We start from the raw sequence: 14,353 nt of genomic DNA, 5'->3' as shown, positions 1-14,353 counted from the left end.
GACCGCCGCGCAGATCCAGGCGGCGCTCGGGGACGCCAGGGACGTGATCGACCTCGGAGCGGGCCCTTGCCCCCACTCGCCGCGACATGTGCCCCGTCACGACGGCCTGATCCGCGGACCGCCGCGCAGATCCAGGCGGCGCTCGGGGACGCCAGGGACGTGATCGACCTCGGAGCGGGCCCTTGCCCCCACTCGCCGCGACATGTGCCCCGTTACGACGGCCTGATCCGCGGACCGCCGCGCAGATCCAGGCGGCGCTCGGGGACGTCAGGGACGTGATCGGCGTCGGAGCGGGCGCTGGGGTCCCTGCGACAAGGGCGCGGGTCTTCTCTTGTGGTCCGCTGTGCTCGTCGCGGTGATCGGTGTCGGACGGATCGGGTCGGTCCGCCACGGCCGATTGTGGCGGGCGGAGACGCTGACCACCTCGCTGCCGAGGCCCCGGCCGGCCGACGGGAGTCGGCGCTCCCGGCCGGCACCTACTCGAGCGCCCGGGACCGGCCGGGTGGCGGTGCGACCGACGAACGTGCCACGAGGCGTGTGCGCAAGGTGTGCATCTCGCGCCGGGGTTCGGCTCCTTCGAGGACGTCGAGCAGTACCTCGGCGGCCTTGGACCCGAGCTGGTGCACCGGCTGCTCGATCATGGTCAGCGGTGGCACCATGACCGCGGCCCAGGCGCTGTCGTCGAACCCGATCAGGGACACATCGCGGGGGCAGGACAGCTTCCGTGCGCGAATGGCGCGCAGAGCACCGGTGACGCCGTCGGTCTCGGTGCAGAACAGTGCGGTGACACGGTCGGGGAGATCGAGCATCCGGGCGACTTCCTGAGTCGCCCGTTCCTCCACCTTCGGCCCGACCATCACCAGTTCGGGGTCGAAGGGGATGCCCGCGTCGTCGAGCGCGTCGAGGTATCCACGCAGGCGCTCCCCGTCGGTCCACAGATTCCGGGACGCGGCGGCGATCAGCTCCCGCCGGGTCGTGGGAGCCTGCTCCACCGGCGGCCCCCAGACGAATCCGATGCGCCGGTGACCGGCCGCGACGAGTGTCTCGACCGCCTCGCGCGCCGCGTCCCGGTTGTTGATGACGACGGCGTCCAGTTCGAGCGCGGACACCGCACGGTCGACGAGGACGACGGGGATTCCCCGGTCGAGGGCCGTGCGGATGTGTCCGACCGAGGAACGGTCGACCGCGGCCGACGCGAGGATCATGCCGTCGACGCGCTTGTCGATGAGGACGTTGGCCGCCGCGACCTCCTCGTCGAGTTTCTCGTACGTGCTGAGGACCAGCGTGTCGAATCCGCGGGCGCGGGAGGTGTCGCAGATGCCGCGTACGACACCCGCGAAGAACGGGTTGCCGATGTCCGCGACGATGACACCGAGGGTGTGGGTCACGCCTGTCGACATGCTGCGGGCCAGCGCGTTCGCGCGGTAGCCGAGCTTCTCGGCCGCGGCGAGCACTCGCTCCTTCAACTCAGGGCTGACGTATCCGTATCCGCCGAGCGTGCGGGCGGCGGTCGCCCGGCCGACCCCGGCCTCCGCGGCCACCTCGGAGATCGTCGGGGGCGCCGACGGGCGGGGCCGCTCTCCTGACATCGCTCGGTACCTCACTTCTCGTGATCGACGGCTGTCCACATGCTAGACACGGAAGGTCGGCGGGTGGGCCGGCCACGGCCGAATGCCGCCTCGGTGAAGCACTGGTCATGGGCGGCGTCCGCCCCGTCGTGCAGCGCGCGCTCCAGCTGGTGGCGGCCCGGCGGCGTCGACGTCCGCCAGCCCGCGCGCAGCAGCGAGACCACGAAGCCGGCGAGGAAGGCGTCACCGCAGCCCATCGTGTCGACGAGGGGCCTCTCGCCGTTGAGGGGACGCGCCGGTGCCACCACGGTCTCGCGGCCGTCGTGGGCGACGGCGCCCTCGGCACCACGGGTGGCGAGCGCGAGCCCCGCTCCGCGCCCCACCGCCTCGGCCAGCAGGTCCCGGGTGGCCGCCTCGTCCAGGTGGGAGCAGGACAGCAGCACGAGGTCGGCGTACGGGCAGACCCGGTCCAGGTAGCCGGGCGTACGGTACTCCTGCTCACTGGAGAGGTCGAAGGTCGTGAGCGTGTCGAGCCCGGCGAGCTTGGGCAACTCGCCCTCGCTGCCCGAGTACACGCTGGAGTGCACCAGGTCGAAGGACGACACGTAGTCGAGCAGGCCGCTGTCGAGGACGAGCGGCTCGCGTACGGTGACGCCGCCTCCGTTCCAGCCGAGGAAGACACGGTCACCGGCGTCGACCCGCAGGGTGGACACACCGCTCTCGCCGTGACGCACGGCGCAGCGGTCGACGGCCACCCCGGTGTCCGCGATGGCCTCACGCAGGAAGCGGCCGAGGTCGTCGTCGCCGAACACCCCGAGGTAAGCCGCCTGCATGCCGAGGCGTCTCGCGTAGACGGCCACGTTCACGCAGTTGCCGCCCGGGTAGTCGATGCCGCGGTCGACGAACCGGTCGACGATGTTGTCGCCGAAGCCGAGGACTCTCATGGGGTTCTCCTGTGCGCCGGCCCGGCACGCCACGGGGCGGGGGGCACGAACGGGCGCCCGGCACCGGACTCGGTGCCGGGCGGGTGCGGACTGCGGACTGGGGAAGCGGGACGGTGGCCGTACGCCGGACCGTTCGGGCGGGACTTGGGGGCCGCGCCGCGAGGCGCCGGCCGCTGCCGCCGGTCTTCTCCCCGGAGCGGCAGCGGCCGGTTGCGCGTTTCAGTAGTCCATGACGCGGTAGTAGCGGCGCAGGTCCAGCGAGTGGCCGCGCACCCGCTCGAGGTGCTTGCTGACCCGGCCCATGACGGTGTCGAGCACCAGCGGCGCGAGCAGACCGCGGAACTCCGGGCTGATGCCGGCCAGCGCGTGGTCGCGGGTGTCGAAGACGGTCACGTCACGGGAGATGCGCTTGGCGAAGGCCTCGACCCGGTCGGTGAGGGCGCGTGTCTCGTCCTCACCCTGGAAGATGAGCACGCTCGTGTCCTCTTCGAGGAGTTCCAGCGAGCCGTGGAAGAACTCCGCGCTGTGCACACGGGTGGTGCGCAGCCACTGCATTTCCTCGAGGATGCACATGGAGTACAGGTAGGTGAACCCCCACAGGTTTCCCCCGCCGACCAGGAAGTGGTAGTCGGTGTCCTTGTGGGCCTCGGCGAAGGCGGCGGCGGTCGGCTCGGCCTGCCGCGCCACGTCGAGGAGGATGCCGGGCAGTCCGGCGAGTTCGCCGGCAAGCTTCTCGTACCCCTCGAACTCGCCTCGGCGCGCGAGCAGCCGGCCCGTGAACAGCAGCATCTGGGGATCGAAGGGCCAGGCCTTCGGCTCGGACACGAGGGCCACGTCCACGCTCCGGGCGACGGGTGAGTCCGGGTAGCCGGTGAATCCTACGGTGCGAACGCCCCTCGCCTTGCAGTACTCGATGGCCCGGAGGCTGTCCTCGGTGGTGCCCGACACCGAGGTGAAGACGGCGACCGAGCGCTCGCCGAGTGTCGCCTCGCTCCCGGTCACCAGCTCTGCCGCGATGACGGCGTGGACGGGCAGCGTCGAGGCGCGGCGCGCGAGCCGCTCGTAGGGCCACATCTGGGCGTAGGTGCCGCCGGCGCCGACGAGGAAGAGGTTGTCGAAGCCTTCGTCCGTGAGGCGGTCGGCGAGTTCCTCGATCCGGGGGCGCAGGGCCACCGTGCTCGCCAGCTGGGAGAGGAATTCCGGCTCGTCGAATCCGAGCATCTTCGCGTCCTTTCGGGAACGGGTGCGCGGCCGGCGGCGCTGAGCGACCTGATACCGGTATCACGCGGCCCACACGCTGACACAGCGTGCCGGTGGCGTCAACATCCGTGCACTGCCGAGCGGGCCGCGATCGACTCATTCAGCCCCTGTGAACTGGGGTCTTATTGATCCGAAGAGGAGAGGTGGACTCGGGCGACGACGCGCTCCACACCTCCTCGGAGAAAGATCTTCTCCCACACCCTGGTACCGGTATCAGAATCTCTGTACAGTCGCCGCACGCCAGCGGCCGTCTCCCGGACACCCGCAGCGGATCCGACGTGCCCGCGCCTTCGGCGGGCCCGCCCACTCGACGAAAGGACGCCCATGCGCGTACGTGCACTGACGCGGTCCGCGGCACTCCTCGGGGCCTCGGCACTCGTCCTCACCGGCTGCTTCGCCGGACCGGCGAAGGGTCCCGCGGCCGACGTGACCGCGAAGCCGGAGTACTCAGGCAACCTGAGCATCCTCACCAAGTTCGCGGGCGAGCCGCTGGAGCCCTACTTCGAGGACCTCGCCGCCGCGTACGAGCGGGAACACCCGAAGGTGAAGGTCCAGCTCATCCAGGAGACCGACCAGAGCATCAAGGACAAGACCAAGACGCTCACCGCATCCGACGCCCTGCCCGACATCTACTTCACCTGGACGGGCAACTGGGCGGAGAACTTCATACGCGGAGGCCGCGCGGCGGACCTCACCAAGGTGATCGGCCCCGGCACCGCATGGGGCAGGACCTTCAGCGAGTCGTCCCTGTCGGCGTTCGCCCACGACGGCCGCTACTACGGCGTCCCGCTCTACAACAACGGCAAGTTCATGGGCTACAACAAGTCCGCCTTCGCCAAGGCCGGCGTCGACGTGCCGAAAACCTTCGAGGATCTGATCGCCGCCTGCCCGGACCTGCGCAAGGCCGGCTACGAGCCCGTCGCCTTCGGCAACAAGGACGGCTGGCCCGCCCTCCACTACCTCCAGCAGCTCTTCGCCCACAACGTGCCGACCGACGTCCGCGAGGCCGACTACGACCCGAAGACCGCCACCTGGGACGACCCGGGCTACCTTGCCGCACTCCATCAGTTCAAGACCCTGGTGTCCGGGTGCACCGACACCGGACGCGGCACCAACGGCGTCCTCTACACCTCGGCGCAGGAAGCGTTCGCGCAGGGCAAGGCCGCCATGTACTACCAGGAGATCCTGGAGTTCGACAGCACCACGTCCGGCGCCACCCTCAAGCCCGAGGACCTCGGCATCTTTCCGCTCCCCGCCGCCGCGGGGACCAAGGGAGACCCGAAGGTCGTCGAGGGGGCACCCGAGGGATACTTCGTCAACGCCCGGTCGCCGCGTGCCGCCCTCGCCGTCGACTTCATGAAGTTCGTCACCAGCTCCGCCGGCGCCAAGACGCTCTCCGCACCGCCCTACGGCCAGCCGAGCACCGTGGTCGGCGCGGTGACGCCTCAGACGTCCAGCAAGGCCGTCCAGAAGGGCATCGAGCTGGTCAACAAGGCCCCCCGGCTCGCCGGTTGGCTGGACATGGTCACCGCGCCCGAAGTAGCCGACGCGTGGCTGGCCGGCGGCGAGGCACTCATCAGCGGCAGCAAGTCCCCCGAGCAGGTCATGGACAGCGTGCGCCGGGCCTCCGACTCGGCCAAGTGACCGGCGCCACCGAAGGGAATGAATCCGGTGCGCACCCTGTACCGAAGAGCAGCCGGGCTCGTGTGGATCGTACCGGCCCTCGTCCTGCTCGCAGTCTTCGTCTACCTCCCGCTCGTCCAGAACTTCGGGTACTCCACGCTGACGTGGGACATCTACAGCGGCAGCCAGGAGTTCGTCGGCCTGGACAACTACCGCGAACTGTTCGGTGACCCGGTCTTCTGGACCTCGTTCACCAACAACCTCTGGTACGCCCTGCTGTCGGTCGTCTTCCAGGTCTTCGGGGCCCTGCTGCTGGCCGCGCTCGTCGAGAGCATCGGCAGTACGCGATGGCAGCGCGCGCTGCGGACGATCTACTTCATCCCCTCCGCGATCTCCCTGACCGTCGCGGGACTGCTCTTCTACTTCATCTACGAGCCCAATCTGGGCCTGCTCAACCATGTCCTGGAGGCAGCCGGACTCGGCACGTTCGAGCACGCGTGGCTGGGCCAGGAGAGCACCGCGATGACGGCGATCATCGCGATGAGCCAGTGGCAGGGCTTCGGGTACTCGACGCTGCTGTTCGCCGTCGCCATCCAGCGCATCCCGGCGGAACTCTACGAAGCGGCCGCCCTCGACGGTGTCGGGCCCGTCCGCCGCTTCCTCCAGGTGACGCTCCCGCTCGTACGGGAGATGACCGGCCTGATGGTCATGGTCACCGTGTCGGGTGCCTTCCAGGTGTTCAACGAGGTCATGGTGATGACCAGCGGCGGACCCGACAACTCGACCCATGTGCTCGGCACGTGGCTGTACCGCAACGGCTTCGTACGCAATGACTTCGGCTACGCCGCGGCCATCGGCACCGTGATCTTCGTGATCACCCTCACGATCGCCATGGCACAGCTGTGGATCACCCGTAGAAGAAGGGTGGAATGGTGAGCCGTCTCGGCTTCTTCGGCGTGATCGCGCGCCTGTTCATGTGGGCCTTCCTGCTGGGGCTCGCGGTGGTGGTGCTCTATCCGCTCCTGTGGATGGTGCTGAACGGGTTCAAGACCAACGCCGAACTCTTCGGCAACCCCTTCGCGCTCCCCACCGATTTCAGCTTCGACAGCTATCGCGCCGCGTGGAACCGCGGGGTGAGCAACTACCTCGCTACCAGCGTCCTGGTCACGGTGACGTCCACCGTCGCGACCGTCTTCATCAGCGCCTGGGCGGCGTACGGACTCACGCGGGTGAACATCCCGCTCAACAAGGTGCTCACCGCCGTCATCCTCGGCGGTCTCATGCTCAGCCCGACCGTCGCCCTCGTCCCGCTGGTGCGCATGTTCCAGTCGATCGGCCTGTACAACAGCTTCTGGGCACTGCTCATCCTCTACACGGCCTTCCGCGTCCCCTTCACCACCTTCCTCATCCGCGCGTACATGATCGACCTGCCGCGCGAGGTCGACGAGGCGGCGCAGATCGACGGTGCCGGCCGCTGGACCGCGTTCTGGCGGATCGTGCTGCCGATGTGCAAGCCCATCATCACGTCCACCGTCCTGCTCCACGTGCTCTTCGCGTGGAACGAGTACCTGTTCGCAATGGTGTTCACCAACGGCAGCGACGTGCAGACCCTGCCGGTCGGCCTGACGAGCCTGATGAGCAAGCACGGCACCGACTTCCCCGTCGTGTTCGCCGGCATGGTGATCGCGGCGGTCCCGGTCGTGCTCCTGTTCCTCTTCGGCCAGCGCTACATCGTCAAGGGCCTGGCCGACGGCATCGGCAAGTGAGGGGCCGTGATCGGGTCGGCCGCGGTGGATCGCGGAGCCGGTTTCTTCGCCCGTACGCTCTGGACGCGGGGCGGTATCCCGAACAGGTCGCCGCCGGAGCGCGTCGTGACATCACCGGGCTTCTGTGCGCCGTACTCGTTCGGATGTCGAGGCAACCGCCGCTCCAGGGCCCCCTGAGGGCTCCGGTGTACGGCCAGTTCGAGGAGTATGCCGACTCATCGCTAGCCTGCGTGACCATGACGCGCACTTGGATCTTGCCGATGCTGCTTGTGCTCTGCGGCGCAGTCGTTGCGACCGGACTGGTGCTCAGCGGGAGCCCCGGCGAAGCCGCAGCACTCCTGCCGGCTTTCGTGCTGCTCGCAGGCGTGAACTCGCCTCTGGTCTTCCCGAGATCGATCGGTGCGCTGGAGGCACAACGCCGCAGCGCGGTCGACGGCAGGCCGGTCGTCTACTGGCGGTCGGGGTGCAAGTACTGCTTGCGATTGCGCATCCGGTTGGGCCGTAGCGCCCGCCAGGCGCATTGGGTCGACATCTGGCGTGACCCGGCCGGAGCGGCGGCGGTGAGGGCAGCCAACGAGGGCAACGAGACCGTACCGACCGTCGTCGTGGCGGGACACCCGCACACCAACCCCGATCCTGAATGGGTGCGCGAACAGCTCTCCCCTTCCGCATGATTCCGCGTGATTCCGCCGGTTTCGAGCGAACGGCCACCTGATCCCCCTCTTGCATGTTCTATGCCATACCCCATAAGTTACCGACAGGTAGCTCGCCGGTCGGGCCATCTCAGTCGTGGGAAGGGTGGTGGGCGGGTGAGTCCGCGCAAGAGTGAAAGCCGTGACCGGATGATCCTCAGTGCCGCTGCGCTGCTGCGTGAGTACGGGGCGAGCGCGACCAGCATCGACCGGGTGCTCGCCCACAGCGGAGCCCCTCGGGGCTCGGTGTATCACCACTTCCCCGGAGGGCGGGCGCAGCTCATCGATGAAGCGGTGGCCCTGGCGGGGGACTTCATCGCGGGCCTGATCGACGCCGCCATGCAGACGGATGATCCGGTGCAGGCCGTCGACGCGTTCTTCGTGCTGTGGCGTGACCGGCTCGTGGAGAGCGGCTTCCGGGCCGGCTGCCCGATCGTGGCGGTGGCCGTGGAGACCAACGACGACGCACCCCAGCTCGGCCGTTCTGCTGCCGCCGTCTTCGCGCGCTGGCAGGAGGCCCTCGCGGCCCTGTTCGTCCGGCACGGCCTGACCGAGGAACGCAGCCGCCGGCTCGGCGCCTTCATCATCGCCGCGGTCGAAGGTGCGGTGATCATGTGCCGGGCCGAGCAGAGCACCGCCCCGATCGAGGCCGCCGCCGCCGAGATCCACGACCTGCTCCGCTACGCCCTGCGCGACCGCCCCGGTGCCCAACCCGAGACCCGGCCGTATCCCGCAGCCACTTGAACCAGCAGTTCAGCTCGAAGGAGTCGCCATGCCCTCGCTCGACCGTCAGGACAACGTCTTCGTCCTCGACCTCGGGGACGGAGAGAACCGTTTCCACCCCGACTGGCTCACTGCCGTCGGTGCCGCGCTCGACGAGGTGGAGAAGGCGGAGGGCCCGCGCGCCCTGGTCACCGCCGCCACCGGCAAGTTCTACTCCAACGGGCTCGATCTGGACTGGCTGTTCGCCCACGCCGACCAGCACCAGGACTACGTCGTCTCCGTCCATGAGCTGTTCGCGCGGATGCTGTCGCTGCCGGTCATCACGGTGGCCGCGCTGCAGGGGCACACCTTCGCCGCCGGCGCGATGTTCTCCCTCGCCCACGACTTCCGCGTGATGCGCGCCGACCGCGGCTACTGGTGCCTGCCCGAAGCGGACATCAACATCCCCTTCACCCCCGGCATGAGCGCGCTCATCCAGTCCCGGCTGGCGCCGCAGACGGCGCACGAGGCCATGCTCACCGCCCGCCGCTACGGCGGGTCCGACGCCGCGGCCACCGGCATCGTCGACCAGGCGATCGCCGAGGACGCCGTGCGCTCCACCGCCGTCGAGATCGCCCAGGCGCAGGTGAACAAGGCCGGCGATACCCTCGGCACCATCAAGGCCCGCATGTACGCCCCGGTCCTGGCCACCCTGCGCGACACCACCAACCCGCTCGGCTGACCAGCGCCTCACCGACCGCACTCCCCGCGCCCAGGACCGGGGGCGCGGGTATGCCGGCCGCCCAAGAAAGGGCAGGTGCAGTGGAGATCACGGTGCAGTGGATCAAGACCTCCTGGACGAAGCAGTCGCGGGGCGGGGAGGCTGCTGCCCGCAGGAACGCGGCGCCGTTGGGCTTCTCACTGCCTCAGGTGCCTGCCAGGTTCGCCCACTTCGTCCAGATGTCCGAGCGGGATGGCTTCGAGCCACGTTCGAGCCAGAAAGATCCCCGCGAGATCGGCGTCAGCCTGCGGGACGAAGGCGATCGTCTCCGTGTGTTCGCTCGTGTGGAGCCACTCTTCGGGTTGCCTCCTCGACCGCGCAGGCCACCGGCAGTTCGGCTGCTTCCCGGACAGTGGGTCCGGTGGCAGTTGAACTATCGGTTCACCAGTGCCCTGGGAATCCGCGGCTGGTCGTACTGGCTCGACACGTTCAACATCGCTTACGGCCCCGTCGACAGAGACGTGTTCCTGTCGGAGCCGACCCTGATCGTCGATGAGACCGGTCCGGTGCGATAGAGCGGGTGGGGCCGGGTGGTCGCGAGGCGGTAGGAGTCGGTGCTGGTCTCGATGAGTTGCCGCCGAAGGTGCCCAGGAGGCGCGAGCGCGTCAACTCCTGCTGGGGCGGGGGGCGTCGGCGCGCGGCGTCACAGTTGAATGGGCAGGTGGCGGGGTCCGCGGAGCATGGCGTTCTGCCGGTAGGGGGGCGGGTCCTCGACCAGGCGGGCGCTGCCGAGGCGGGGAAGCAGCGCGCCGAGCGCGGCGTACGCCTCGACGCGGGCCAGGGGGCCGCCGAAGCACGCGTGGATTCCACTGCCGAAGCCCAGGTGCTGGTTGTCCGCGCGGGTGGGATCGAACCGGTCGGGGTCCTGGAACCGCACGGGATCACGGTTGCCCGAGGCCAGCGCCAGAATGACGGACGCGTGTTGCGGGACCTTGGTGCCTGCGATGTCCATGTCGGCGCGCGGAATGCGCTCGCGCATGTGGACCGGGGGCTCGTAGCGCAGCAGTTCCTCCACCGCGCGCGGCAGTAGGTCGGGTGCGCGACGCAGGAGGTCCAGTTGCTCGGGCCGGCGCAGGAAGGTGAGGGCGCCATTGGTGATCAGGTTGACCGTCGTCTCGTGCCCGGCGATGAGCAACAGCACGGCGGTCACCGCGAGTTCCTCCTGGGTGAGCCGCAGGTCCGGGTCCGGCTCGTTGACGAAGGCGGAGAGCATGTCGTCGCCCGGATTGCCGCGACGCTGCTCGGCGAGGTTCACCAGGTACCCGCCCATTTCCACCCGCGCCTGTTCGCCGGCCTTGTCCGTCTCGGCGGTGTCGTCCTCGGGCCTGACGTCGGCGGCTGTGACCAGCGCGTCGGACCAGGCCGAGAACAGCGGCTCGTCCTCGCGCGGCACGCCGAGCAGCCGGCAGATCACCGCGACGGGCAGCGGGTAGGCGAAGTCGTCGACGAGGTCGATCTGCCGCCCCGCCTCGAAGGAGGTCATCAACTCCCCCGCGATCCGGTCGATCTCACCGCGCATGGAATCGACCCGGCCGGGGCTGTGCGGGGGTCCGAAGGGCCGCATGGCCAACGTGCGCAGCCTGTGGTGCTCGGGGTCGTCGAGCCGGAGGAACGGCGGCTTGTGGGTCACTTCACCCTGGGTGCGGGGGTCGACGCTCATCCGTGGGTCGTGGAGCAGAGCGGCGATCTCGTGGTAGGTGCCGACCAGGTAGCTGCCGTCCGCCTGCTGTGCCACGGGACCGGCCTCGCGGAGTTCCGCGTACAGGGGGTAGGGGTCGGGGCGGCTGGCGTAGTCGGTGATCCGTGCCAGCAGGGTCTGGGGTTCCATGGCGGATCCTCGTGGTCGGCGGGACGTGGGCTACACCACCGTCAGTCGGCGGTCGGGAAGGTGGCCGGTGAGCGCGACGGTCGGGCCGTGCGACAGCCCTGACGGGTCCGGCACGAGAGAGGGGATCGGGATGTCGGCCGCGATCGCCCGGTCCTGCGCGCCGGGCGGCGGCGGGAAGGGAGCGGCCGTCTCGATCAGGTGCCGGTAGTAGTCGAGCGACTTGGCCATGTCGACGGTGACCGCGGCGGTGACCCGGCCCTGGTAGCCGTAGACCATGGCCAGACGGCGCGCCTCCAGGGAGCCCTGGGCGATGACCACGTGGTCCGAGTAGGTGGGTACGCCCACGGACTTGATGTTGAGCCCGAACTGGGTCGACCAGAAGCACGGGATGGCGAGGTGCGGGCGTTGCAGTGGCCCCGGGTTGACCATGTTGTGGGCTGCCACCTCGGCCTGCTCCACCGCGTTGCCCCAGTGCTCCAGGGACAGCATCTGGTAGCCGAACAGCGGGTGGGGGAAGCGGGAGACGTCGCCGGCCACGAAGACGTCGTCGGTGACGATCCCGTACATGTTGAAGGCGCGGCATCCGGCGTCGCAGGCGATCCCGCGCGGGCCGGCCGCCAGGCCGGACTGCGCCAGCCACTCGACGTTGCGGATCGCGCCCAGGGCGACGACGCACACGTCTGCGTCCACGCGGCTGCCGTCGGACAGCTCCGCGCCGGTGAAGCCGCCGTTCCCGCGCAGCGCGGTGACCGTCACCCCGGTGCGCAGGTCCACACCGTGGTTGCGCTGCATGACCGCCGCGAGTTTCGACAGGGTGCCGCCGAGAGCGCCGACCAGGGGCGCGGGGCCGCGTTCGGCGACCGTGACCTCGAGTCCCAGTTCCCGGCAGGCCGAGGCGATCTCCGAGCCGGTGAAGCCACCGCCGATCACCAGCACCCGCTCCGGCCCGGCGGCCAGCCGCTCGGCCAGTCCCGCTCCGTCCTCACGCGTGCGCAGGGTGAACACCCCGTCCAGGGCGGCCTCCTCCGGGTTGGGCCAGGGCCGCGCCCGGGTGCCGGTGGTGATCAGCAGCCGGTCGTACGGCAGTGACTCTCCGTCCTCCAGCAGCACGCGTTTCGCGAGCAGGTCCACGCCGGTGGCGCGTACACCGAGGCGCCACTCGGCGTCCGGGTCCCGGCGCATCGGCAGCTCGGTGGTGTCCGCCGTCGCCTGGCCCAGCAGCACCTGCTTGGACAGCGGCGGCCGGTCGTAGGGCGCGTGGGGTTCGTCCCCGACCACGGTCAGTGAGCCTGTGAAGCCCTCCTCGCGCAGCGCCTCGGCGGCCCTGAGCCCGGCCAGCGACGCGCCGACGATGACGATGCGGCCGCCCTTGAGGTCATCGGGCACCAGTGCTCACCTCTTCCCCGAGTAGGATCGCCTGGACGGGGCACGCCGCCGCGGCCTGACGCACGCGTTCGACCTTGTCGTCGGGGACCGCCGTGGCGTACAGCAGTCCCTCCTCGCCGTGCAGCTCGAAGACCTCCGGCGCGAGGAACACGCACTGTGCGTAGCCCTGACAGCGCGTGAGGTCGACAACGGTTCGCATGTCCACCACTCCCTCCGTTGTCTAACCCCCTCGTTTCCAGCATGGGCCGGGAAGCGCAGGCCCGCACGTCGCGGCCACGGGACGGAAATCCCGGAGCGCCGATGGGACGGCGATCGCCAACTCGCTTGACACTGGAGGGCCACCATCCTCATGGGGGCGTGAGAGCGGCCGAAGCGGTTCGACATCGACCGGGTGCCGCCCGAGAACCGCGCCGGACAGCACCCGCACGCCCACAAGTGGTTCGGCAACGGTGTACGTGCCTGCATCGGCGGCCAGTTCGCGCTCACCGAGACCCGCCTGGCGTCGGCGCTGCAGGAGTTCAGGTTCTCCGACACGCCGCTCACGGTGGTGGCCGACGAGGAACTCGGTGCCGGGGTGGAGTTCCACACCGAGAGCCCGCCGGGTTCGGGCCGCACGCTGGGCCAGTCGAGGGCCGAAGGCGCCCAGCACCGCGTCGGTGCCCTCACATGCGGCACCCGGGCCTTTGCGCTCGGCGGTCGACCACCGTTACCGCGACCGGTGACGTCCGTATGGCACGGGAGGCGAACAGCCCGCGAACCCTCCACCGAGGATCACCACCCGGCGGGGCGTGATGTGATCCCGCATCGAGGGTCAGCCTCCGGTGGCGAAGCCGGGAAACAGCGTCATTCCGCCGTCGACGTAGAGGGTGGTCCCGACGACGTAGTCGAGCAGGTCGGACGCCACGACGACGACGGCGTTGGCAATGTCGTCCGGATCCCCCACGCGGCGGTACGGGATCAGGCGCAGGAGGTCGGCCTCGGCCTCGGGGGTGGACCAGGCGTCGCGGTTGATCGGCGTGCGGATGGCGCCGGGCGCGACCGCGTTGACCCTGATCCGCTTGGGGGCCAGCTCCTGGGCGAGGGTCTGCATCAGCATGCCCACACCGCCCTTGGAGGAGGCGTAGTTCAGGTGCCCCGACCACGGGACGATCTGGTGGACCGAGCTCATGCAGATGATCTTTCCCGCCGAGCGGGAGACCTTTTCGACCACGCCGCGCCGGACGAACTCCTTGGCGGCTTCCCGCGCGCACAGGAACTGACCGGTCAGGTTGACGTCGATGACCTTCTGCCACTGGGCGAGCGTCATCTCCGTCACGGCCGCGTCCCGCTGGAGGCCCGCGTTGGCCACCATGATGTCGATGGTTCCGAACTCCTCGACCATCCGCGCGACCATGGCGGTCACCTGGTCCTCGTCGGACACATCGGCCTCGTGGGCGTAAGCACGGACCCCGAAGCGCTGGATCTCCTTCACGACGTCCTCTGCCTCGTGGGCACCGACGACGTAGTTCACCACGACGTCCGCCCCGGCCCGGCCCAGAGCGATGGCGGTCGCCAGGCCGATGCCCGAGTTGGCACCGGTCACCAGCGCCTTCTGTCCCTTGAGAAGCTGCGCGGACACCACCCCGCGGCTCTCGCTGACGTTTCCTGCCACCATCGCTCCTTCTGCGTTGCGGACGGACCGGACGACGCGCAGGAGAACGGCTGGACATCGGCCGGCCCGCCAGGACAGACACAGGAGCCGTCGCATACCTGCCCCGCAGACGAAAGCAGCCTGCGCTCCCCGGGGAAAACCGACGCGCAACG

General features: G+C 69.6%; 14 protein-coding genes and 1 pseudogene. 8 read left to right on the top strand and 7 right to left on the bottom strand.

All coding sequences use genetic code 11. The features are described 5' to 3' along the window. Positions 1–476 precede the first annotated feature (476 nt). The 3 genes from ACGFRF_RS36470 to ACGFRF_RS36460 form a co-directional block, all read right to left on the bottom strand. Positions 477–1,589, bottom strand: a complete 1,113-nt coding sequence (locus tag ACGFRF_RS36470) for a LacI family DNA-binding transcriptional regulator (protein WP_393747524.1) — start codon at positions 1,587–1,589, stop codon at positions 477–479. 11 nt (positions 1,590–1,600) lie between these two features. After that, positions 1,601–2,512, bottom strand: a complete 912-nt coding sequence (locus ACGFRF_RS36465; protein WP_393747522.1) for a PfkB family carbohydrate kinase — start codon at positions 2,510–2,512, stop codon at positions 1,601–1,603. A gap of 219 nt (positions 2,513–2,731) precedes the next feature. Beyond that, the gene (locus tag ACGFRF_RS36460) at positions 2,732–3,733 is read right to left on the bottom strand and encodes an SIS domain-containing protein (protein ID WP_393747521.1); all 1,002 of its coding nucleotides are present in this window, start codon (positions 3,731–3,733) and stop codon (positions 2,732–2,734) included. A 363-nt stretch (positions 3,734–4,096) separates the two neighbouring features. On the opposite strand from ACGFRF_RS36460, the gene ACGFRF_RS36455 reads away from it, so the two are divergent. The 7 genes from ACGFRF_RS36455 to ACGFRF_RS36425 all read left to right on the top strand — a co-directional run bounded on the left by ACGFRF_RS36455 (position 4,097) and on the right by ACGFRF_RS36425 (position 9,851). Beyond that, positions 4,097–5,416 (top strand): ABC transporter substrate-binding protein, encoded by a 1,320-nt coding sequence (locus ACGFRF_RS36455; protein ID WP_393747519.1) that lies wholly within the window; start codon positions 4,097–4,099, stop codon positions 5,414–5,416. Positions 5,417–5,476: 60 nt separating this feature from the next. After that, entirely contained in the window at positions 5,477–6,331 is an 855-nt protein-coding gene (locus ACGFRF_RS36450; protein ID WP_393747517.1) for a carbohydrate ABC transporter permease, read from the top strand. Beyond that, positions 6,325–7,161 carry a carbohydrate ABC transporter permease gene (locus ACGFRF_RS36445; protein ID WP_393747515.1) on the top strand — a complete coding sequence of 279 codons (837 nt, stop codon included), beginning with the start codon at positions 6,325–6,327 and terminating at the stop codon, positions 7,159–7,161. Before ACGFRF_RS36450 ends, ACGFRF_RS36445 begins: the two co-directional genes overlap by 7 nt. A gap of 236 nt (positions 7,162–7,397) precedes the next feature. Next, the gene (locus ACGFRF_RS36440) at positions 7,398–7,835 is read left to right on the top strand and encodes a glutaredoxin domain-containing protein (RefSeq protein WP_393747513.1); all 438 of its coding nucleotides are present in this window, start codon (positions 7,398–7,400) and stop codon (positions 7,833–7,835) included. A gap of 135 nt (positions 7,836–7,970) precedes the next feature. Next, positions 7,971–8,597, top strand: coding sequence for a TetR/AcrR family transcriptional regulator (locus ACGFRF_RS36435; RefSeq protein ID WP_393747511.1), 627 nt, complete (start codon positions 7,971–7,973; stop codon positions 8,595–8,597). Between the two features lie 28 nt (positions 8,598–8,625). Further along, a complete protein-coding gene (locus tag ACGFRF_RS36430; protein WP_393747509.1) occupies positions 8,626–9,297 on the top strand; it encodes an enoyl-CoA hydratase-related protein in 672 nt (223 codons plus the stop codon). 80 nt (positions 9,298–9,377) lie between these two features. Further along, on the top strand, positions 9,378–9,851 hold the full coding sequence (locus ACGFRF_RS36425; protein ID WP_393747508.1) for a hypothetical protein: 474 nt from the start codon (positions 9,378–9,380) through the stop codon (positions 9,849–9,851). A 128-nt stretch (positions 9,852–9,979) separates the two neighbouring features. Here ACGFRF_RS36425 and ACGFRF_RS36420 read toward each other — a convergent pair whose 3' ends face one another. The 3 genes from ACGFRF_RS36420 to ACGFRF_RS36410 are packed head-to-tail and all read right to left on the bottom strand — an operon-like array spanning position 9,980 to position 12,749. Beyond that, positions 9,980–11,164, bottom strand: coding sequence for a cytochrome P450 (locus ACGFRF_RS36420; RefSeq protein ID WP_393747506.1), 1,185 nt, complete (start codon positions 11,162–11,164; stop codon positions 9,980–9,982). 30 nt (positions 11,165–11,194) lie between these two features. After that, positions 11,195–12,550, bottom strand: coding sequence for an NAD(P)/FAD-dependent oxidoreductase (locus ACGFRF_RS36415; RefSeq protein WP_393747504.1), 1,356 nt, complete (start codon positions 12,548–12,550; stop codon positions 11,195–11,197). Next, positions 12,540–12,749: a ferredoxin gene (locus tag ACGFRF_RS36410; protein WP_393747502.1), complete on the bottom strand. Its 210-nt coding sequence runs from the start codon at positions 12,747–12,749 to the stop codon at positions 12,540–12,542. The genes ACGFRF_RS36415 and ACGFRF_RS36410 overlap by 11 nt, the downstream gene beginning before the upstream one ends. Positions 12,750–12,926: 177 nt before the next feature. Between ACGFRF_RS36410 and ACGFRF_RS36405 the strand changes: the two are divergent. After that, positions 12,927–13,100: pseudogene (locus tag ACGFRF_RS36405) on the top strand (cytochrome P450); the annotation flags it as partial. Between the two features lie 261 nt (positions 13,101–13,361). On the opposite strand, the gene ACGFRF_RS36400 reads toward ACGFRF_RS36405, so the two are convergent. Continuing rightward, positions 13,362–14,204, bottom strand: coding sequence for an SDR family oxidoreductase (locus ACGFRF_RS36400; RefSeq protein WP_393747500.1), 843 nt, complete (start codon positions 14,202–14,204; stop codon positions 13,362–13,364). Positions 14,205–14,353 lie beyond the last annotated feature (149 nt).

It is taken from the genome of Streptomyces sp. NPDC048521 (genome assembly GCF_043199855.1).
In the GTDB taxonomy this organism is placed as follows: Bacteria; Actinomycetota; Actinomycetes; order Streptomycetales; family Streptomycetaceae; genus Streptomyces.
This window is presented reverse-complemented; position numbering and strand designations above follow the sequence as displayed.

Bases quoted from the DNA above. Each gene is read 5' to 3' on its own strand.
- ACGFRF_RS36440 (WP_393747513.1), top strand. From the start codon at position 7,398: ATGACGCGCACTTGGATCTTGCCGATGCTGCTTGTGCTCTGCGGCGCA.
- ACGFRF_RS36455 (WP_393747519.1), top strand. From the start codon at position 4,097: ATGCGCGTACGTGCACTGACGCGGTCCGCGGCACTCCTCGGGGCCTCG.
- ACGFRF_RS36420 (WP_393747506.1), bottom strand. From the start codon at position 11,164: ATGGAACCCCAGACCCTGCTGGCACGGATCACCGACTACGCCAGCCGC.
- ACGFRF_RS36400 (WP_393747500.1), bottom strand. From the start codon at position 14,204: ATGGTGGCAGGAAACGTCAGCGAGAGCCGCGGGGTGGTGTCCGCGCAG.
- ACGFRF_RS36445 (WP_393747515.1), top strand. From the start codon at position 6,325: ATGGTGAGCCGTCTCGGCTTCTTCGGCGTGATCGCGCGCCTGTTCATG.
- ACGFRF_RS36410 (WP_393747502.1), bottom strand. From the start codon at position 12,749: ATGCGAACCGTTGTCGACCTCACGCGCTGTCAGGGCTACGCACAGTGC.
- ACGFRF_RS36465 (WP_393747522.1), bottom strand. From the start codon at position 2,512: ATGAGAGTCCTCGGCTTCGGCGACAACATCGTCGACCGGTTCGTCGAC.
- ACGFRF_RS36460 (WP_393747521.1), bottom strand. From the start codon at position 3,733: ATGCTCGGATTCGACGAGCCGGAATTCCTCTCCCAGCTGGCGAGCACG.
- ACGFRF_RS36470 (WP_393747524.1), bottom strand. From the start codon at position 1,589: ATGTCAGGAGAGCGGCCCCGCCCGTCGGCGCCCCCGACGATCTCCGAG.
- ACGFRF_RS36430 (WP_393747509.1), top strand. From the start codon at position 8,626: ATGCCCTCGCTCGACCGTCAGGACAACGTCTTCGTCCTCGACCTCGGG.